The organism is Frondihabitans peucedani (genome assembly GCF_039537585.1).
Classification (GTDB): domain Bacteria; phylum Actinomycetota; class Actinomycetes; order Actinomycetales; family Microbacteriaceae; genus Frondihabitans; species Frondihabitans peucedani.
The window spans coordinates 1-15,216 of the sequence record NZ_BAABAU010000006.1 but is presented as its reverse complement, the minus strand read 5'-3'; the positions used below and the strand labels follow the sequence as shown (position 1 = coordinate 15,216).

Genomic DNA, 15,216 nt, shown 5'->3' with positions numbered 1-15,216 from the left:
TCGTAGGTGGGACACAACGGCAGCAGGCCACAATCCCAGAAAGGAGTCGAGGCCCGCAGTTGTTCGCTTTCCGACTAAATCAGTGGAACACAGATCCCCAACCAACCGGTACCAACCCCTTGCCTACAGGAATGATGTCTCCGGCCGTGATGATTTCCGCTCTGCTAAGCGCCATGGTCCGGCGAGCGTGAAGTGGTAGATCCCCATAGACCGTGAAGCAGAAGAAATCGTCGAAGCGGTGAGCAGCGTCGTCACGGTCGGGGTGCGAGGTGAGAATGATCGATCGCTCATTGGTGAGGCTGACCGTCCCGCTCGTCTGTCCGCTGCGCTCGATCTTGGCCGACCACCCTGGATACACTTCCACGCGGTCAACGCCCCCAACGACCGCAGCGGTGACCGTCAGCTCTCCGGGCTGGTAAGTCTGAGTGCTTCCGTCCGCGATCCGCATATTGGGACAGAAGTCCCAGCCCGTGATCTCGAAGATGCTTCCGGCGTAGCTCGCGCCCTCGACAATGTTGGGCTTGGCAGCGGGAGGCGCAGTGGCAGGGGCCGCTGAAGCAACCTGGCTGACGGGAAATGGAGCAAGGCTCATGGCTGCTGCAAGTAGCAGCGCGGAGGCGGTGAGTAGCGCAGTGATGTGTAGCCCCGGGCGTGTCGGCGCGCAGGCGTACAACGGGCAGCCCGGAGCACGGAGACTTATCCCCGAAGAGCGCCGGGCGGCATGATCCGGCGAGTTCCGCGTGAGCGTCGCGGAGGCGGGCAGCTACGACGAAGGCCGGGCACTCCATTGAGTGCCCGGCCTTCGATGCTCAGCTTCGCTTACTTACGCCACACGGGATCGATGCGAGATCGGAACTGGGACTCGCTCTGTAGGCCCGCCTTGTCTCTCCTGATGACCACCATCTCAAGCTCGCCACGCAGAGGTTCCCGCCTCGGACGAGAAGAGGGTAGAGACGAGCAATCGCACGGATGGAGCAAGAGACGGGCTTAGATCTCCGCCTAGCGATTCTTGAGCCAGATTCCTTGACACAACCATGACACAAACAGCAGATTTGACACTAATTTTGTGTCAGGAATTCCGGCACGATCCCCGTAAATTCAACGATCTACTTAGAGAATCGAAACTCCACCACGTCGCCATCCTGCATGACGTACTCCTTGCCCTCGATGCGGGCCTTGCCGTGGGCGCGAGCCTCGGCGATCGAGCCGGTCTCGACCAGGTCGGCGAAGGAGATGACCTCGGCCTTGATGAAGCCCTTCTCGAAGTCGGTGTGGATGACGCCGGCAGCCTGCGGAGCCTTCCAGCCCTTGCCGATGGTCCAGGCGCGCGTCTCTTTGGGGCCGGCGGTGAGGTAGGTCTGGAGGCCGAGGGTGTCGAAGCCGATGCGCGCGAGCTGGTCGAGGCCGGACTCCTCCTGGCCGGTGGAGGCGAGGAGCTCGGCAGCGTCTTCGGGGTCGAGGTCGATCAGCTCGGACTCGATCTTGGCGTCGAGGAAGATCGCCTCGGCGGGCGCGACCAGAGCCGACAGCTCGGCCTGGCGCTCCGGCGAGCCGATGACGGTCTCGTCGACGTTGAAGACGTAGATGAAGGGCTTCGCGGTGAGGAGGCCGAGCTCGGCGATCGGCGCGAGGTCGATCTTCGTGGCCGAGAGGGCCTCGCCGCGCTGGAGCGCGTCGCGGGCGGCGACGGCGGTGTCGTGCACGAGCGGCTCGACGCGCTTGAGGCGGAGCTCCTTCTCGTAGCGGACGAGGGCCTTCTCGACGGTCTCGAGGTCGGCCAGGATCAGCTCGGTGTTGATAGTGCCCATGTCGGCAGCAGGATCGACGACGCCGTCGACGTGCACCACGTCGGGGTCTTCGAAGCCGCGGACCACCTCGGCGATGGCGTCGGCCTCGCGGATGTTGGCCAGGAACTTGTTGCCCAGGCCCTCCCCCTCGGAGGCGCCCTTCACGATGCCGGCGATGTCGACGAAGGAGACCGGCGCGGGCAGGATCTTCTCGGAGTGGAACAGCTCGGCGAGCACGCCGAGCCTCGGGTCGGGCAGGTTCACGATCCCGACGTTCGGCTCGATGGTGGCGAACGGGTAGTTCGCCGCCAGCACCTGGTTCTTGGTCAGGGCGTTGAAGAGAGTGGACTTGCCCACATTGGGGAGTCCGACGATCGCGATAGTGAGAGCCACGGTCGTCAAGCCTAACCGGCGGGGTGGGGGTGGGCGGCTTCGGCGGGTGGTGGTCGCAGTGGGCCCCTCTCCCGAGGGGCGCCGAAGGCTCCGAACACCCGCCCACGCCGACGCGTGACCAGCCTGTGTCGGAGGCCCGTGCGACCATGAACGCGTGCCCCTCGACTACGTAGCGATCGACTTCGAGACCGCGAACTCCTCCAGCGCCTCGGCGTGTTCCGTCGGTCTCGTCAAGGTCAAAGGCGGCCGGGTCGTCGACAAGGCCTCCTGGCTGATCAAGCCGCCCTACGGGCACGACGACTTCTCAGAGTGGAACACCCGCATCCACGGCATCGTGCGCGACGACGTCATCGGCGCTCTCGGCTGGGCCGAGCAGCTGCCCGACCTCCTCGCGTTCGCGGGCGACGACATCCTGGTCGCCCACAACGCCGGGTTCGACATGGGCGTGATCCGCGGCGGGTGCGCCGCCACGGGGCTCGACACCCCGTCGTCGCGCTACTTCTGCAGCCTCCAGGTCGCCCGCAAGACGTACCACCTCGACAGCTACCGCCTGCCGGTCGCCGCGATGGCCGCCGGGTTCGAGGACTTCGCCCACCACGACGCGCTGGCCGACGCCGAGGCCTGCGCCGCGATCATCCTGCACGCGGCGAAGCGCCACGACGCGAGCGACCTCGACGAGCTCGCCGCTGCGACCGGTGTGCGCATCAACGTCCTCCGGCCGGTCGCGGCCCGGGCCGAGGCCGGAGCCGGCGCGGCCCGCTGACCAGGCCGCACGAGAACAGGCCGCACGAGACCCGGCAGCCCGAAGCCGCACCGCCGACCGGTGATAATGTCTGGACAAGGGGCGACGATCCTGCACTCTGCGGGCCCCGCTCCCCCGACCCAGGAAGCCTCATGACACCTCCCGACGGCACCCTCCCGGCCGACCTCTTCATGGACCTCGACCGGTCCGGTCCGATGCCGCTGTACTTCCAGGTGTCGTCACGCATCGAGAGCGCGATCACCTCCGGCGACCTGCCGGCGGGGTCACGCCTCGAGAACGAGGTCGCCCTCGGCGAGCGCCTCGGCCTGTCGCGCCCGACGATCCGCCGGGCGATCCAGGAGCTCGTCGACAAGGGCCTGCTCGTGCGGCGCCGCGGCATCGGCACGCAGGTAGTCCACGGCCCCGTCAGCCGCAAGGTCGAGCTGACGAGCCTGTTCGACGACCTCAAGGCCGGCGACCAGTCTCCGACGACCCGCGTGCTCGCGCACGACGTGATCCCCGCCGACGAGCACGTCGCCGAAGACCTCGGGATCGAGGTCGGCGCCGAGGTGACGCACATCCGGCGCCTCCGGCTGGCCGACGACGTGCCGGTCGCGCTGCTCGAGAACTTCCTGCCGGTGAGCGTCGCCGACCTGAGCGCCGACGACTTCGAGACGTTCGGCCTGTACCAGCTGCTCCGCGGCCGCGGCGTGACGATGCGGGTGGCCAAGCAGCGCATCGGCGCCCGCGCCAGCCACGGCGACGAGGCCGAGCTCCTCGAGATCGACGAGGGCGGCGCGGTCCTCACGATGAGCCGCACCGCCTACGACGCGTCGGGCCGAGCGGTCGAGGTCGGCTACCACTGCTACCGACCCGACCTCTACAGCTTCAGCATCACTCTGGTCGATAAGTAGACGGCACCGACAGCTCGCCGGTGACGTACTGCGCGCGGCCGTAGCCGAACGACCAGTCCTCCGGGCCGTTCTCGACGTAGCCGATGAAGACGTCCTCGCCGGCGACGCCGAGCTCGCCGAGGGCTGCGGCGATCCTGGCGTAGAGAGCGCCCTTGTCGTCTTCGCTGCGGCCGCGCTGGGTGAAGATCTGGATCAGGATCACGCCCGGGGTGCGCTCGAAGCCGAGCCCGGCGTCTTCGGCGATGATCCGCCCCGCGGGGAGCTCGTTGATCACCTGGAAGCGGTCGCGCTCCGGGATGCCGTAGACCTCGACGATCGAGGTGTGGATCGCGTCGGCGATGGATCGGAGTTCGGCGTCGGTGCGCCCCTGGGTGACGTCGATGCGGACGAGTGGCATGGGGTCCTTTCGGGTGGGAGCCGGCGGGAGGCCGGTGCTGTGGACGCTAGTCCGCGATCCTGCGCCGGATCTCGGCCAGCTGGAAGCGCGACACCTCGTCGGCGTCCTCGTCTTCCGCGAAGACGCTCGACACGGCGACGGTGTCGTCGCGGTCGAAGAAGCCGAGGCCGCGGAGGCCGCCGAAGAACTCGTCGAAGTCGACGTCGCCTCGGCCGATCGGGAGGTGCTGGTGCACGCGCGCCGCGTTGCCGGGCGGGTTGGTGATGTACCGGAGACCGTGCGAGCGGTGGTGGTCGAAGGTGTCGGCGATGTGGACGAGGCCGATGCGGTCGCCCGCGGCCTCCAGGATCGCCGGGGTCTGGTCTCCGTAGTGGAAGGTGTGGCAGGCGACGAAGGCCATGCCGACGAGCGGGGAGTTGAGGCCGCGGATCACGCGGAGGGCCTCGAGGCCGTCCTCGACGAAGTCGTCGGGGTGCGGGTCGATGAGCACGCGGATGCCCTCGCGCTCGAACAGCGGCAGGAGCTCCTCCATCGACCAGTAGAAGGCGCGCTCCGACTCCTCCTGGCGCTCGGGACGTCCGCTGAACTCGGTGTTGATCAGGTCGACCCCGAGGCGCGCGGTGATGTCGATGACCCGCTTCCACTGCTTGACGGCGGCGCGCCTCGACTCCTCGTCGGGGCCCGACCAGCGGAGCACCGGCAGGACCGACGCGATGCCCACTCCGGCGTCGCGGCAGGCTCGCGCGAACGCGTCGACGAGGTCGTCGTCGGCCTTCGGGTGGCGGAAGAAGGGGAGGAGGTCGACGTGCGGGGTCAGCTGCAGGTGCTCGTAGCCGAGCGACGCCACCTTCGCGGGCAGCTCGAGGAGCGGGACGTCGTGGTGGAACGGGGTCGGGTCGAGAGCGATCTTGACCACAGGATCACGCCCCCGTCGATGTCAACGACGCACCCGCCTCGTAGAAGGCCGGCTTCTCGAGCGCGTACTCGACGGCGACCTTCTCGCCGGTCGACTGCGCGAGGACGCCCGCGTCGGCGACGACGCTGGCGAGGTAGCCGTCCCAGGCCGACGGGCCGTCGATCGCGCCTCGGGCCGCGGCGTCGACCCAGCGCTGGATCTCGGTGTCGTAGGCGGCGCCGAAGCGCTCCTTGTACGACGGCGTGACACCCTGTCCGAGCGTGCCGGCTGAGGCGACCTGGATCGTCTCGGCCCGGCCGATCGAGGCGACGCCCGACTCGAACACGGCCTCGGTGGTCACCTGGTAGCCGAACTGGATGTTGACGCTGATCTCGACGATCGCGAGGGTGCCCGAGAGCGTCTCGAACAGCACGAACTGCGGCTCGACGAGCCCTTCCGGAGCGAGCGAGTTGCGGCGCGGCTTCTTCACCTCGACCGAGACGATCGGCTCCCCCGCGAGGAACGGCACGATGTCGATCTCGTGGATCACCGAGTCGGTGATGAGCGCGGACTCGGAGTAGTTCGGCGGCGTCGACGGGTTGCGGTGAGCGCAGTGCAGCGCCAGGAGGGCGCCGTTCTCGCCCTTCTCGACCAGCTCGCGGAGCTCGAGGTAGCCGCGGTCGAAGCGCCGCATGAAGCCGACCTGGATGTGCGGCCGGTCGAGCCTCTGCTCCGCCTCGATGATGCGCAGGCTCGACTCGACGGTGTCGCTCAGGGGCTTCTCGCTCAGGATCGCGAGACCCCTCTCGAGGGCGGGCAGGATCACCGGCTCGTGCAGGAACCCGGGCGTCGCGATGATCACGGCGTCGATCGGCGTCGCGTCGAGGGCCTCCTCGAAGGAGGAGTACGTCTGCGACCCGGGGGCGAGGGCCGTAGCGGCCGTCGCGCGGGCGGAGTCGGGGTCGACGACGGCGGTGACCTCGGCGCCCGAGATCCTGCGCGTGATCCTGCTGACGTGGTCGCTGCCCATGGCGCCGGCACCGACGACGGCGACGCGGAGAGGGGCGGGTGAGGGGGACATGGTTTCTCCTTCGAGGGATGAGTCGATGGGCTGACGAGGCGGTGGCGTCTGCGGGCCGGGCGTGCGCGCGAGGCTCGCGAGCCGGGTCAGCGGATGCGGGCCATCGCCGTGCAGCCGAAGATGTGCTCGCGGGTGCGGGTGGCGATCCCGAGCGGGAGGTCGAGCGACGGCACCGGGAACATGTCCTGCTCGACGATCCCGAAGATGCTCGGGTCGAGCTTCGCGACGGCCTCGATGATCGGGGCGAACTCGGGCACGCCGAGCGGCGGCTCGACCATCACGCCCATCGCGACGGCGTCGCCGAACGGGATGTCGTTCTTCAGCACCGTGAAGCGGAGGTCGGAGTCGACCTGCTTGAGGTGCAGGTAGCCGATCCTCTCGGGGTGCGCCTCGATGAGGCGGACGCTGTCGCCGCCGTAGTAGGCGAAGTGGCCGGTGTCGAGGCAGAGGTTCGTGAACCGGGGGTCGGTCACCTCGAGGAACCGCTCGGTCTCCTGGTACGTCCCGACGTGGCTGTCGGCGTGCGTGTGGAACTGCTGGCGCATGCCGAACTCCTCGAACAGCGCCTTGCCCAGCTGGTCGTGACCGCGGCCGAGGGCCTCCCACTGCTCAGGATCGAGAGACCGCGGCTCGATCACCGAGGCGTCGAGGTCGCTCCGCCACAGGTCGGGGATGACGACGAGGTGCTCGGCGCCGAGCTGCGAGGCGAGACCCGCCACGTCGAGCGCCTGGTCCCAGGCCCGCTTCCACTGGTCGGCGCCCTTGTGGAAGCCGGTGAAGACGGTGCCGGCGGAGAGCTTCAGGCCGCGGGAGCCGAGCTCGTCCTGCAGCTGGTTCGGATCGGTGGGCAGGTAGCCGAACGGCCCGAGCTCGATCCACTCGTAGCCCGCCTCGACGACCTCGTCGAGGAACCGGTTCCACGGCACCTGGCTCGGGTGCTCCGGGAACCAGACGCCCCAGGAGTCGGGCGCGGTGCCGATGCGGATGCCCTGGGTGGCGGTCGTCGAGTCGGTGATGGTCATGACGTCGGTGTCTGCTTTCTCGAGGTGCTCGGTGGTTCGGGGAGGGCGGGGCGGGGCCAGCGGGACGGCGGGGCGGACCGGCTCAGCCGAGGAGCGGCCGCTGCCTCGCCTTGTCGACGAGGTACTCGTCGTAGGCCCGGCCGGTGCTCGGCAGGGTCGAGGTCTGAGCGACCGGGACGTCCCACCAGCCGTCGCCGTCGGGCGCGTAGACGAGCGGGTCGCTGTTGATGTGGATCAGCGTCGCGGTGGGCGACGCCTTCGCGGTCGCGAGCGCGGCCGACAGGTCGTCGATCGCGGATGCCCCGGGCAGGATGTCGATGACGTCGATGCCGTAGCTCCGCGCGTTGGCGGCCAGGTCGACAGGCAGGATCTCGCTGCCCTGGAAGTCGAGGGTCTCGGGGTCGCGCTTCCGGTAGAGCGTGCCGAAGCGCTCGGAGCCGACGGTCTCCGAGAGGTGGCCGATCGAGGCGAACCCCTGGTTCTGGATCAGGACGACGATGATCTTGATCCCCTCGGCCACCGCCGTGACGAGCTCGGTGTGCAGCATCAGGTACGACCCGTCGCCGACCATGACGATGACGTCGCGCTCGGGCGCTCCGCGCTTGACGCCGAGCCCGCCCGCGATCTCGTAGCCCATCGTCGAGAACGCGTACTCGACGTGGTAGCCGAGCGCGTCGCGGACCCGCCACAGCTTGTGGAGGTCGCCCGGGAGGGATCCTGCGGCCTGGACGACCACGTCGGTGGGGTCGCTCGCGGCCTGCACGGCTCCGATGATCTCCGACTGCCCGGGCAGCGCCTGGCCGGTCGGCCGGAAGGCCTCGTCGACCAGGGCGTCCCAGCCGCTCTTCTCGCGCGCCACCGTCGCGGCGTGCTCGTCGCTCACGTGGAACCCGGCGAGGGCTCCGGCGAGCGCCTCGAGGGTCTCTCGCGCGTCGGCGACGACGGGCAGCTGCGAGCCGTGCTTGTAGGCGTCGAACGGGGCGACGTTGATGTTTACGAAGGTGACGTCGTCGTTCTGGAACGCGGTGCGCGACGCCGTCGTGAAGTCGCTGTACCGGGTGCCGATGCCGATGACCACGTCGGCCTCGGCCGCGAGGCGGTTGGCGGCGAGGGTGCCGGTCGCCCCGACTCCGCCGAGGTACTGCGGGTGGTCGTGGAGGAGCGCGCCGCCGCCGGCCTGAGTGGTGCCGACCGGGATGCCGGTGGCCGAAGCGAGGGCGGCGAGCAGCTCTTCGGCGCCGGAGTAGAGGACCCCGCCGCCGGCGACGACGAAGGGGTGCTCCGCGCCTCGGATGGCGGCGACGGCCCTCTCGAGCGGGCCGCGCTCGGGAAGCGGCCGCCGGATGTGCCACTCGCGGGGCTGCAGGAACTCCAGCGGGACGTCGAGCGCCTCCGCCTGGACGTCCTCGGGCAGGGCGATGGTCACGGCACCGGTCTCGGCAGGATCGGTCAGGACGCGCATCGCCGCGAGCGCGATGGAGAACAGCTGCTCGGGTCGCTGGACGCGGTCGAAGAAGCGCGAGAGCGGGCGGAACGCGTCGGTGACCTGCACGCTCGTGTCGTGCGGCATCTCGAGCTGCTGCAGCACCGGGTCGGCGACCCGGGTGGCGAAGGTGTCGCTCGGGAGGAGCAGGACGGGCAGTCGGTTCGTGGTGGCGAGGGCGGCGCCGGTCAGCATGTTCGCGGCTCCGGGCCCGACGGACGCGGCGGCGGCGTAGGTCGCGCGACGGCGGTGCATGCGGGCGTACCCGACCGCCTGGTGCACCATCGCCTGCTCGTTCCGCGCCTGGAAGTACGGCATCAGACCAGGATCGGTCTCGTGGATCTGCTTGAGGGCCTGGCCGACTCCTGCGACGTTCCCGTGTCCGAAGATGCCGAAGACGCCGGGGATGGTGCGCTCGCGGATGTCGCCGTCGACCGTCCACTGGTTGGCCAGGAACTCGACCAGGGCCTGCGCCACGGTCATCCGCTTCGTCGTCGGGGTGGTGCTCATCGGTGCTGCCCTTCGGGGGTGGTGGCTCGCGTGTACGGGAGTCTCGGATCGGGCTGCTGGGTCGCCCACTGCTCGCGGACCCAGGCGTGGCGGGGGTCGTCGGAGATGTTCCAGACGCGCTCCGGGTCGGGGCCCGCCATGACGTTGAGGTAGAAGAGGTCGTAGCCGGGGGCCGCCACCGCGGGGCCGTGGTAGCCGAACGGCACCAGGGCGACGTCGCCGGTGCGGACGAGCGCATTGACGTCGATGCGGCCGGCCGGCGACGAGTAGGTCGCGAACAGGCCGAACGGGTCGGCGCCTGCGGGGGCGTCGACGCCGCGGGAGACGGCCGACTCGAAGTAGTAGATCTCCTCCAGCCGCGACTCGGTGCCGAGCACGCTCTCGTCGTGCTTGTGCGCCGGATACGACGACCAGTTCTCGGCCGGGGTGATCACCTCGCAGACGATCAGCTTCTGCGCGTGGAGCCCGGCGGGGGTGCCGTGGTTGTGCACCTGGCGGGTCGACCGGCCCGCACCCCGGATCTCCACGGGGATGTCGGCTGCCCGGAGCACCTGGACGTCGAGCGGCTCGGTCGCGGGCCCCTCGGCGACCGCGACGCGGCCCGTGCCGGTGAGCGTCGCCCGGACGCCGACGCCGAGGTAGGCGACGTCGCAGGGCCCGTCGAAGACCGACCGGCGGCCGACGAGGTCGATCTCGCCGCGGGATCCTGCGCCCTCGTGAGCGATGCGGACGTCGCCCGAGAGCGGCACGACCATCCGCTCGACGCCCTCGGCCTCGAGCGTGAGGCCCGCACTGCCGGCGGCGCCGAGGTCGCCGATGCGGAGGCCGGTGTGCTGCCAGCCCTCGAACGTGTCGTCGACGACGGTCTCCCAGTCGCCCCGCGCCAGGGTGCCGCGGGGGAAGAACCACTCGTTCATGCCTGCGGGAAGCCGAGGTTGATGCCTCCGTGGCTCGGGTCGGACCAGCGCGAGGTGATCGCCTTCTCGCGGGTGAAGAAGTGGAAGCCCTGGAGGCCGTACGCCTTCGAGTCGCCGAAGATCGAGTCTTTGAAGCCGCCGAACGAGTAGTAGGCGACGGGCACCGGGATCGGCACGTTGATGCCGATCATGCCGACCTCGATCTCGTTCTGGAAGCGCCTCGCGGCCCCGCCGTCGTTGGTGAAGATCGCGGTGCCGTTGCCGAAGGCGCCCGCGTTGATGAGGTCGACGCCCTCCTCGTAGGTGGCGACCCGGACCACGCTCAGGACCGGACCGAAGATCTCTTCCGTGTAGACGCGGCTGGTCAGCGGCACCCGGTCGATCAGAGTCGGGCCGAACCAGAAGCCGCCCTCGTCGCCGTCCACCTCGATGCCGCGCCCGTCGACGACCACCTCGGCGCCGTCTTCGAGAGCGATGTCGACGTAGGAGGCCACCTTGTCGCGGTGCTGCTCGGTGACCAGCGGGCCCATGTCGCAGGAGCGCCGGCCGTCGCCCACGGTCAGCTGCGCCATGCGGTCGCGGATCATCGGCACGACCCGGTCGGCGACGTCGTCCACCGCGACGAGCACGCTGATCGCCATGCACCGCTCGCCCGCCGAGCCGAAGCCGGCGTTGATCGCGGAGTCCGCGACGAGCTCGAGGTCGGCGTCGGGCAGCACCAGCATGTGGTTCTTCGCCCCGCCGAGCGCCTGGACGCGCTTGCCGTTCTTCGCGGCCGTCTCGTAGATGTACTTCGCGATGGGAGTCGAGCCGACGAACGAGATGCTCGCGACGTCGGGGCTCTCGAGGAGGCCGTCGACCGCGAGCTTGTCGCCCTGCAGGACGGTGAAGACGCCGTCGGGGAGGCCCGCCTCCTGAAAGAGCTCGGCTAGGAAGATCGACGACGACGGGTCCTTCTCGCTCGGCTTGAGCACGACGGTGTTGCCCACGGCGATGGCGATCGGGAAGAACCACATCGGCACCATGACCGGGAAGTTGAACGGGCTGATGACCCCGACCACGCCGATCGGCGACTTCGTCGAGTAGACGTCGACGCCGGTGGAGACCTGCTGGCTGAACTCGCCCTTGATCAGGTGCGGGAAGCCGGTCGCGAGCTCGAGGACCTCGAGGCCGCGCTGGATCTCGCCGATCGAGTCGGAGAGGACCTTGCCGTGCTCGGAGGTCAGGATCTCGGCGAGCTCGTCCTTCCGCTCGTTCACCAGCTCGCGGAAGCGGAACATGATCTGCTGGCGCTTCGTGATCGACAGGTCGCGCCAGGCGGGGAAGGCCGCCTTCGCGGACGCGATGGCCGCGTCGATCTCCTCCTGGCTCGCGAGAGCGACCCGCTTCGTCGCGACGCCGAGCGCAGGATCGAAGACGGGTGCGGTGCGCCCGGAGGTCCCGGGGACGCGCCTCCCGTCGATCCAGTGGGTGATCTCGGGGAGGTCGGTGCCGGTCGTCTCGCTGACGGCTGAGGTCGTGGTCATGGGCGTTCTTTCGACTAGGCGTTCTGGGAAGCGGCGGAGACGCCGGGGTGGACGAGGCCGGCCGCGATGTCGACGGCTGCCTCGACGTCGTCGTCGGGCGGGTAGAGCAGCGTGCGCCCGACCGTGAGGCCGCGGACGCCGGGCTGGGCGAGTGCTCGCGCCCAGCTCTCGTACGTCTCGGCCGGGCTCTCGGCAGGATCGCCGCCGAGCAGCAGCGTGGGCAGCGTCGTCGCGGCCATCACCTGCTCCATGTCGGGGACGACGGGGAGCTTCAGCCAGCTGTAGGCGGTCGACTCTCCGAGGCCGGAGGCGATGGCGACCGACTTGACGACGGCCTCGGTGCTCAGGTCGTTCACGATCCTGCCCTCGACCCAGTCCGAGACGAACGGCTCGAGCATGATCGGGAGGCGGAGGGCTGCCGACTCGGTGACCGCGCGGGCGGTGGCCTCGATGGTGTCGGCCGTCGCCCGGTCGGCGAGGTTGATGCGCACGAGGAGCTTGGCGAAGTCGAAGCCGGAGTCGACGATCGACCTGGCGGAGTAGGCGGTGAAGCGGTCGTCCATCTCGAACGAGGCCCCCTGGAGCCCGCCGCGGTTCATCGAGCCGACCACGACCTTCCCGTCGAGGGCGCCGAGGAGGGCGAGGTCCTCCAGGATGTCGGGCGTGCCGAGGACCCCGTCGACGCCGGGCCGCTCGAGCGCGACGACGAGGCGGCGGAGGAGCTCGCCGCGGTCGGACATGGCGAGCGCATCGCCACGGACCCCGAGGGCGCCGCGGGCGGTGTGGTCGGCCGCGACGATGAACAGCCTGCCGTCGCCCTGCAGCAGCGGCCTCCGCACCCGGCTGGCCAGCGCGGCGCCGATCGCCTCGGGCTCGGTCGCGCGGATCTCGCGGAGCCGCGCGACGTCGACCGTCGGTGCGCTGGCGGTCTTCGTGTCAGACATGGAGCGCCTCCTCGAGCACGGCCTCGACCTCGGCGGCCGTCGGCATGGCGGTGGAGCACTCGAAGCGGGTCGCGACGATCCCGCCCGCCGCGTTGGCGAAGCGCAGGATGCGGGTGAGGTCCCAGCCCGCGAGGAGGCCGTGGCACAGCGCCCCGCCGAATCCGTCGCCCGAGCCCAGCCCGTTGATCACCTTCACCAGGTGCGCCGGCACCTCGACGCGCTCGTCGCCCGTCTTGGCCAGCACGCCCTTCGGCCCCTGCTTGACGATCGCCAGCTCGACGCCGCGCTCGAGCAGCGCGTCGGCCGCCCGCTCGGGATCGGTCTCACCGACAGCGATCTCGCACTCCTCGCGGTTGCCCACCGCCACCGTCGCGTGCTCGAGGGCGCGACCCACCTCGCGCGTCGCGTCCTCCGGCGACGACCAGAACATGGGCCGGTAGTCGAGGTCGAGGACGGTCAGCGGCCGACGGGCCCTGGCCTGGTAGGCGACGTGGTGCGCCTCGCGGCTCGGCTCCTCGGAGAGGCCGGTGACGGTGGTCCAGAACACGCCGGCCGTCCGGACGGCTTCGAGGTCGAGCGACTCCCCCGTGATCATGAGGTCGGGCGCCTTGGGCTCGCGGTAGAAGTAGAGCGGGAAGTCGTCGGGCGGGAAGATCTCGCAGAAGGTGACCGGCGTCGGGAGCCCCGCGACCGCCTCGACGAACTCCGTGGAGACGCCGAGGCGCCCGAGCTCCTCGACGATGTAGCGGCCGAAGGGGTCGACGCCCGTGCGCGTGACGACCGCGGAGCGGCGACCGTAGCGGGAGGCGGCGATGGCGACGTTGGTCGCGCTGCCGCCGACCGACTTCGAGAACGTCTCGACCCTCTCGAGCGGCACGCCGGCCTGCTGGGGGTAGATGTCGACGCCGACCCTCCCCATGGTGATCACGTCGTAGGTGGAGGTGCTGTCGGACTGCGTCATGGCCCCGAGCGTACACGCATGTTGGCTTAATGTCAGGACAAACTTCCGACTCTCCGGATCCGCTCTCTGGCACCCGTCGCGGCATCCCCGAGATGTCGGTGGCCGCTGCCAGACTGCCCGCATGTCACCGGTTCTCGCCCTCCTCCTGGGTCTCGTCGTCGGGGCCGCGCTGGGCCTCCTGGTCGGCCTCGCGCTGCTCCGTGCCCGCGTCGCCGCCGCCTCGTCGACCGCCGACGCGCTCCGGGAGCGCCTCGACGCCGAGGGGGCGCTCCACGAGCGCCAGCTCGAGCAGCAGGAGCAGCGCATCGACGAGCTCCACGACCGGCTCATCGCGAGCGCCGAGGCCGAGAACCGCCGCGGCTCCTCCGACGGGAGGGTGCTCACCGCCCTCAGCCCCGTGGCCGAGAGCCTCCGAGCCGTGCAGGCCAAGGTCGCGGAGCTCGAGCAGCAGCGCCTCCGGCAGCACGGCGAGCTGAGCGAGCAGCTCCGCGCCGCAGCCGAGTCCGAAGAGCGCCTGCGGTCGACCGCCGAGACGCTCGCGGCGGCCCTGAAGTCGAACAGCACGAGAGGCCTCTGGGGCGAGACGCAACTCCGCAACGTCGTGCAGGCCGCCGGCCTCCTCGAGAGGGTCGACTTCGACGTCCAGACGAGCATCCGGAGCGACGCCGGGGCCGGCCGCCCCGACATGGTCATCCACCTGCCCGGCGGCAAGGACATCGCCGTCGACGCGAAGGTGCCGTTCGCCGCGTACCTCGAGGCATCGAGCATCCCGGTCACGGCGACGGGCGCGGAGGGTGCGCGGCGCACCGAACTCCTGCGCGATCACGTCCGCGCGGTCCGGGCGCACATCGACACCCTCGCCGGCAAGACCTACTGGGCCGGCCTCGACTCGTCGCCCGAGCTCACGATCGCGTTCATCCCGAGCGAGTCGCTCGTCTCGTCGGCCCTCGAGGCCGACCCGTCGATCATGGACTACGCGTTCCAGAAACGGATCGCCCTGGCCTCGCCCGTGACCCTGTGGTCGGTGCTCAAGACGATCGCCTTCAGCTGGCAACAAGACGTGGTGACGCAGGAGGCGAAGCAGCTGTTCGATCTCAGCCGCGAGCTCTACGGGCGCATCTCGACCCTCGCCACCCACGTCGACAAGCTCGGCAGGTCGCTCCGCGGCTCCGTCGCCGACTACAACCGCTTCGTCGGGTCGTTGGAGCGCCAGGTGCTCCCCTCGGCGCGGCGCCTCAGCATGCTCGACGAGGCGACCGTGCTGCAGTCGCCTGCGACAATCGACGACGTGCCCCGAGATCTGGCCGCCGTGGAGCTCACCGCGCAGCTGGAGCCGCGCGACTGAGCCGACGCCCGAACATCAGTCGTCTTCGCCGAGCCACTTCGACTCGAGGTGGTCGGCGATGACGCGGCGTTGGGTTCCGGAGTGCGAGCGGAGCACCAGCGACTCGGTGCGGATCATGCCCTTGCTGCGCGAGACGCCCGCCACGAGAGCGCCGTCGGTCACGCCGGTCGCCACGAAGTAGGTGTTGTCGCCGGTGACGAGGTCGTCCTGGTCGAGGATCCGGTCGAGGTCGTGGCCCGCGTCGAGGGCCTTCTGGCGCTCGGCGTCGTCTTTCGGCTTGAGACGGCCCTGGATGACGC

15 protein-coding genes are annotated in these 15,216 nt (G+C 70.0%); 3 read left to right on the top strand and 12 right to left on the bottom strand.

What is annotated here, in order from left to right; all coding sequences use genetic code 11:
• Window positions 1–79: 79 nt before the first annotated feature.
• Both ABD733_RS16740 and ychF read right to left on the bottom strand, forming a co-directional pair.
• Window positions 80–592, bottom strand: a complete 513-nt coding sequence (locus ABD733_RS16740) for a hypothetical protein (RefSeq protein WP_344798338.1) — start codon at window positions 590–592, stop codon at window positions 80–82.
• Window positions 593–1,106: 514 nt separating this feature from the next.
• Window positions 1,107–2,180 (bottom strand): redox-regulated ATPase YchF, encoded by a 1,074-nt coding sequence (ychF, locus tag ABD733_RS16735; protein ID WP_344798336.1) that lies wholly within the window; start codon window positions 2,178–2,180, stop codon window positions 1,107–1,109.
• A 154-nt stretch (window positions 2,181–2,334) separates the two neighbouring features.
• On the opposite strand from ychF, the gene ABD733_RS16730 reads away from it, so the two are divergent.
• Together ABD733_RS16730 and ABD733_RS16725 are read left to right on the top strand one after the other, a co-directional pair.
• Entirely contained in the window at window positions 2,335–2,943 is a 609-nt protein-coding gene (locus ABD733_RS16730) for an exonuclease domain-containing protein (RefSeq protein WP_344798334.1), read from the top strand.
• 131 nt (window positions 2,944–3,074) lie between these two features.
• Window positions 3,075–3,836 carry a GntR family transcriptional regulator gene (locus tag ABD733_RS16725; protein WP_344798332.1) on the top strand — a complete coding sequence of 254 codons (762 nt, stop codon included), beginning with the start codon at window positions 3,075–3,077 and terminating at the stop codon, window positions 3,834–3,836.
• Here the strand turns inward: ABD733_RS16725 and ABD733_RS16720 are convergent.
• The 9 genes from ABD733_RS16720 to iolC form a co-directional block, all read right to left on the bottom strand.
• Window positions 3,817–4,233, bottom strand: coding sequence for a tautomerase family protein (locus ABD733_RS16720; RefSeq protein WP_344798330.1), 417 nt, complete (start codon window positions 4,231–4,233; stop codon window positions 3,817–3,819). The genes ABD733_RS16725 and ABD733_RS16720 overlap by 20 nt on opposite strands.
• 46 nt (window positions 4,234–4,279) lie before the next feature.
• The gene (locus ABD733_RS16715) at window positions 4,280–5,149 is read right to left on the bottom strand and encodes a sugar phosphate isomerase/epimerase family protein (RefSeq protein WP_344798328.1); all 870 of its coding nucleotides are present in this window, start codon (window positions 5,147–5,149) and stop codon (window positions 4,280–4,282) included.
• Between the two features lie 4 nt (window positions 5,150–5,153).
• Window positions 5,154–6,209 (bottom strand): Gfo/Idh/MocA family protein, encoded by a 1,056-nt coding sequence (locus ABD733_RS16710; protein WP_344798326.1) that lies wholly within the window; start codon window positions 6,207–6,209, stop codon window positions 5,154–5,156.
• An 86-nt stretch (window positions 6,210–6,295) separates the two neighbouring features.
• A complete protein-coding gene (locus ABD733_RS16705; protein WP_344798324.1) occupies window positions 6,296–7,231 on the bottom strand; it encodes a sugar phosphate isomerase/epimerase family protein in 936 nt (311 codons plus the stop codon).
• Window positions 7,232–7,313: 82 nt separating this feature from the next.
• Complete coding sequence (gene iolD, locus ABD733_RS16700) at window positions 7,314–9,224, bottom strand: 3D-(3,5/4)-trihydroxycyclohexane-1,2-dione acylhydrolase (decyclizing) (RefSeq protein ID WP_344798322.1); 1,911 nt, start codon at window positions 9,222–9,224, stop codon at window positions 7,314–7,316.
• Window positions 9,221–10,141: a 5-deoxy-glucuronate isomerase gene (gene iolB, locus ABD733_RS16695; protein ID WP_344798320.1), complete on the bottom strand. Its 921-nt coding sequence runs from the start codon at window positions 10,139–10,141 to the stop codon at window positions 9,221–9,223. Before iolB ends, iolD begins: the two co-directional genes overlap by 4 nt.
• Window positions 10,138–11,667, bottom strand: coding sequence for a CoA-acylating methylmalonate-semialdehyde dehydrogenase (locus tag ABD733_RS16690; protein WP_344798318.1), 1,530 nt, complete (start codon window positions 11,665–11,667; stop codon window positions 10,138–10,140). Before ABD733_RS16690 ends, iolB begins: the two co-directional genes overlap by 4 nt.
• A 14-nt stretch (window positions 11,668–11,681) precedes the next feature.
• Window positions 11,682–12,611 (bottom strand): class I fructose-bisphosphate aldolase, encoded by a 930-nt coding sequence (locus tag ABD733_RS16685; protein WP_344798316.1) that lies wholly within the window; start codon window positions 12,609–12,611, stop codon window positions 11,682–11,684.
• Window positions 12,604–13,572 carry a 5-dehydro-2-deoxygluconokinase gene (gene iolC, locus ABD733_RS16680; protein ID WP_344798314.1) on the bottom strand — a complete coding sequence of 323 codons (969 nt, stop codon included), beginning with the start codon at window positions 13,570–13,572 and terminating at the stop codon, window positions 12,604–12,606. Before iolC ends, ABD733_RS16685 begins: the two co-directional genes overlap by 8 nt.
• Before the next feature lie 121 nt (window positions 13,573–13,693).
• Between iolC and ABD733_RS16675 the strand changes: the two genes are divergently transcribed.
• Entirely contained in the window at window positions 13,694–14,917 is a 1,224-nt protein-coding gene (locus ABD733_RS16675) for a DNA recombination protein RmuC (protein ID WP_344798312.1), read from the top strand.
• A 15-nt stretch (window positions 14,918–14,932) separates the two neighbouring features.
• Here ABD733_RS16675 and ABD733_RS16670 read toward each other — a convergent pair.
• Window positions 14,933–15,216: fructose-bisphosphatase class II (locus tag ABD733_RS16670; protein WP_344798310.1), on the bottom strand; the 284-nt coding region annotated here is incomplete at its 5' end.

Coding starts and splice junctions, on each gene's coding strand:
- iolC (WP_344798314.1), bottom strand. CDS start 13,572: ATGACGCAGTCCGACAGCACCTCCACCTACGACGTGATCACCATGGGG.
- iolB (WP_344798320.1), bottom strand. CDS start 10,141: ATGAACGAGTGGTTCTTCCCCCGCGGCACCCTGGCGCGGGGCGACTGG.
- ABD733_RS16720 (WP_344798330.1), bottom strand. CDS start 4,233: ATGCCACTCGTCCGCATCGACGTCACCCAGGGGCGCACCGACGCCGAA.
- ABD733_RS16740 (WP_344798338.1), bottom strand. CDS start 592: ATGAGCCTTGCTCCATTTCCCGTCAGCCAGGTTGCTTCAGCGGCCCCT.
- ABD733_RS16705 (WP_344798324.1), bottom strand. CDS start 7,231: ATGACCATCACCGACTCGACGACCGCCACCCAGGGCATCCGCATCGGC.
- ABD733_RS16685 (WP_344798316.1), bottom strand. CDS start 12,611: ATGTCTGACACGAAGACCGCCAGCGCACCGACGGTCGACGTCGCGCGG.
- ABD733_RS16725 (WP_344798332.1), top strand. CDS start 3,075: ATGACACCTCCCGACGGCACCCTCCCGGCCGACCTCTTCATGGACCTC.
- iolD (WP_344798322.1), bottom strand. CDS start 9,224: ATGAGCACCACCCCGACGACGAAGCGGATGACCGTGGCGCAGGCCCTG.
- ABD733_RS16690 (WP_344798318.1), bottom strand. CDS start 11,667: ATGACCACGACCTCAGCCGTCAGCGAGACGACCGGCACCGACCTCCCC.
- ABD733_RS16710 (WP_344798326.1), bottom strand. CDS start 6,209: ATGTCCCCCTCACCCGCCCCTCTCCGCGTCGCCGTCGTCGGTGCCGGC.
- ABD733_RS16675 (WP_344798312.1), top strand. CDS start 13,694: ATGTCACCGGTTCTCGCCCTCCTCCTGGGTCTCGTCGTCGGGGCCGCG.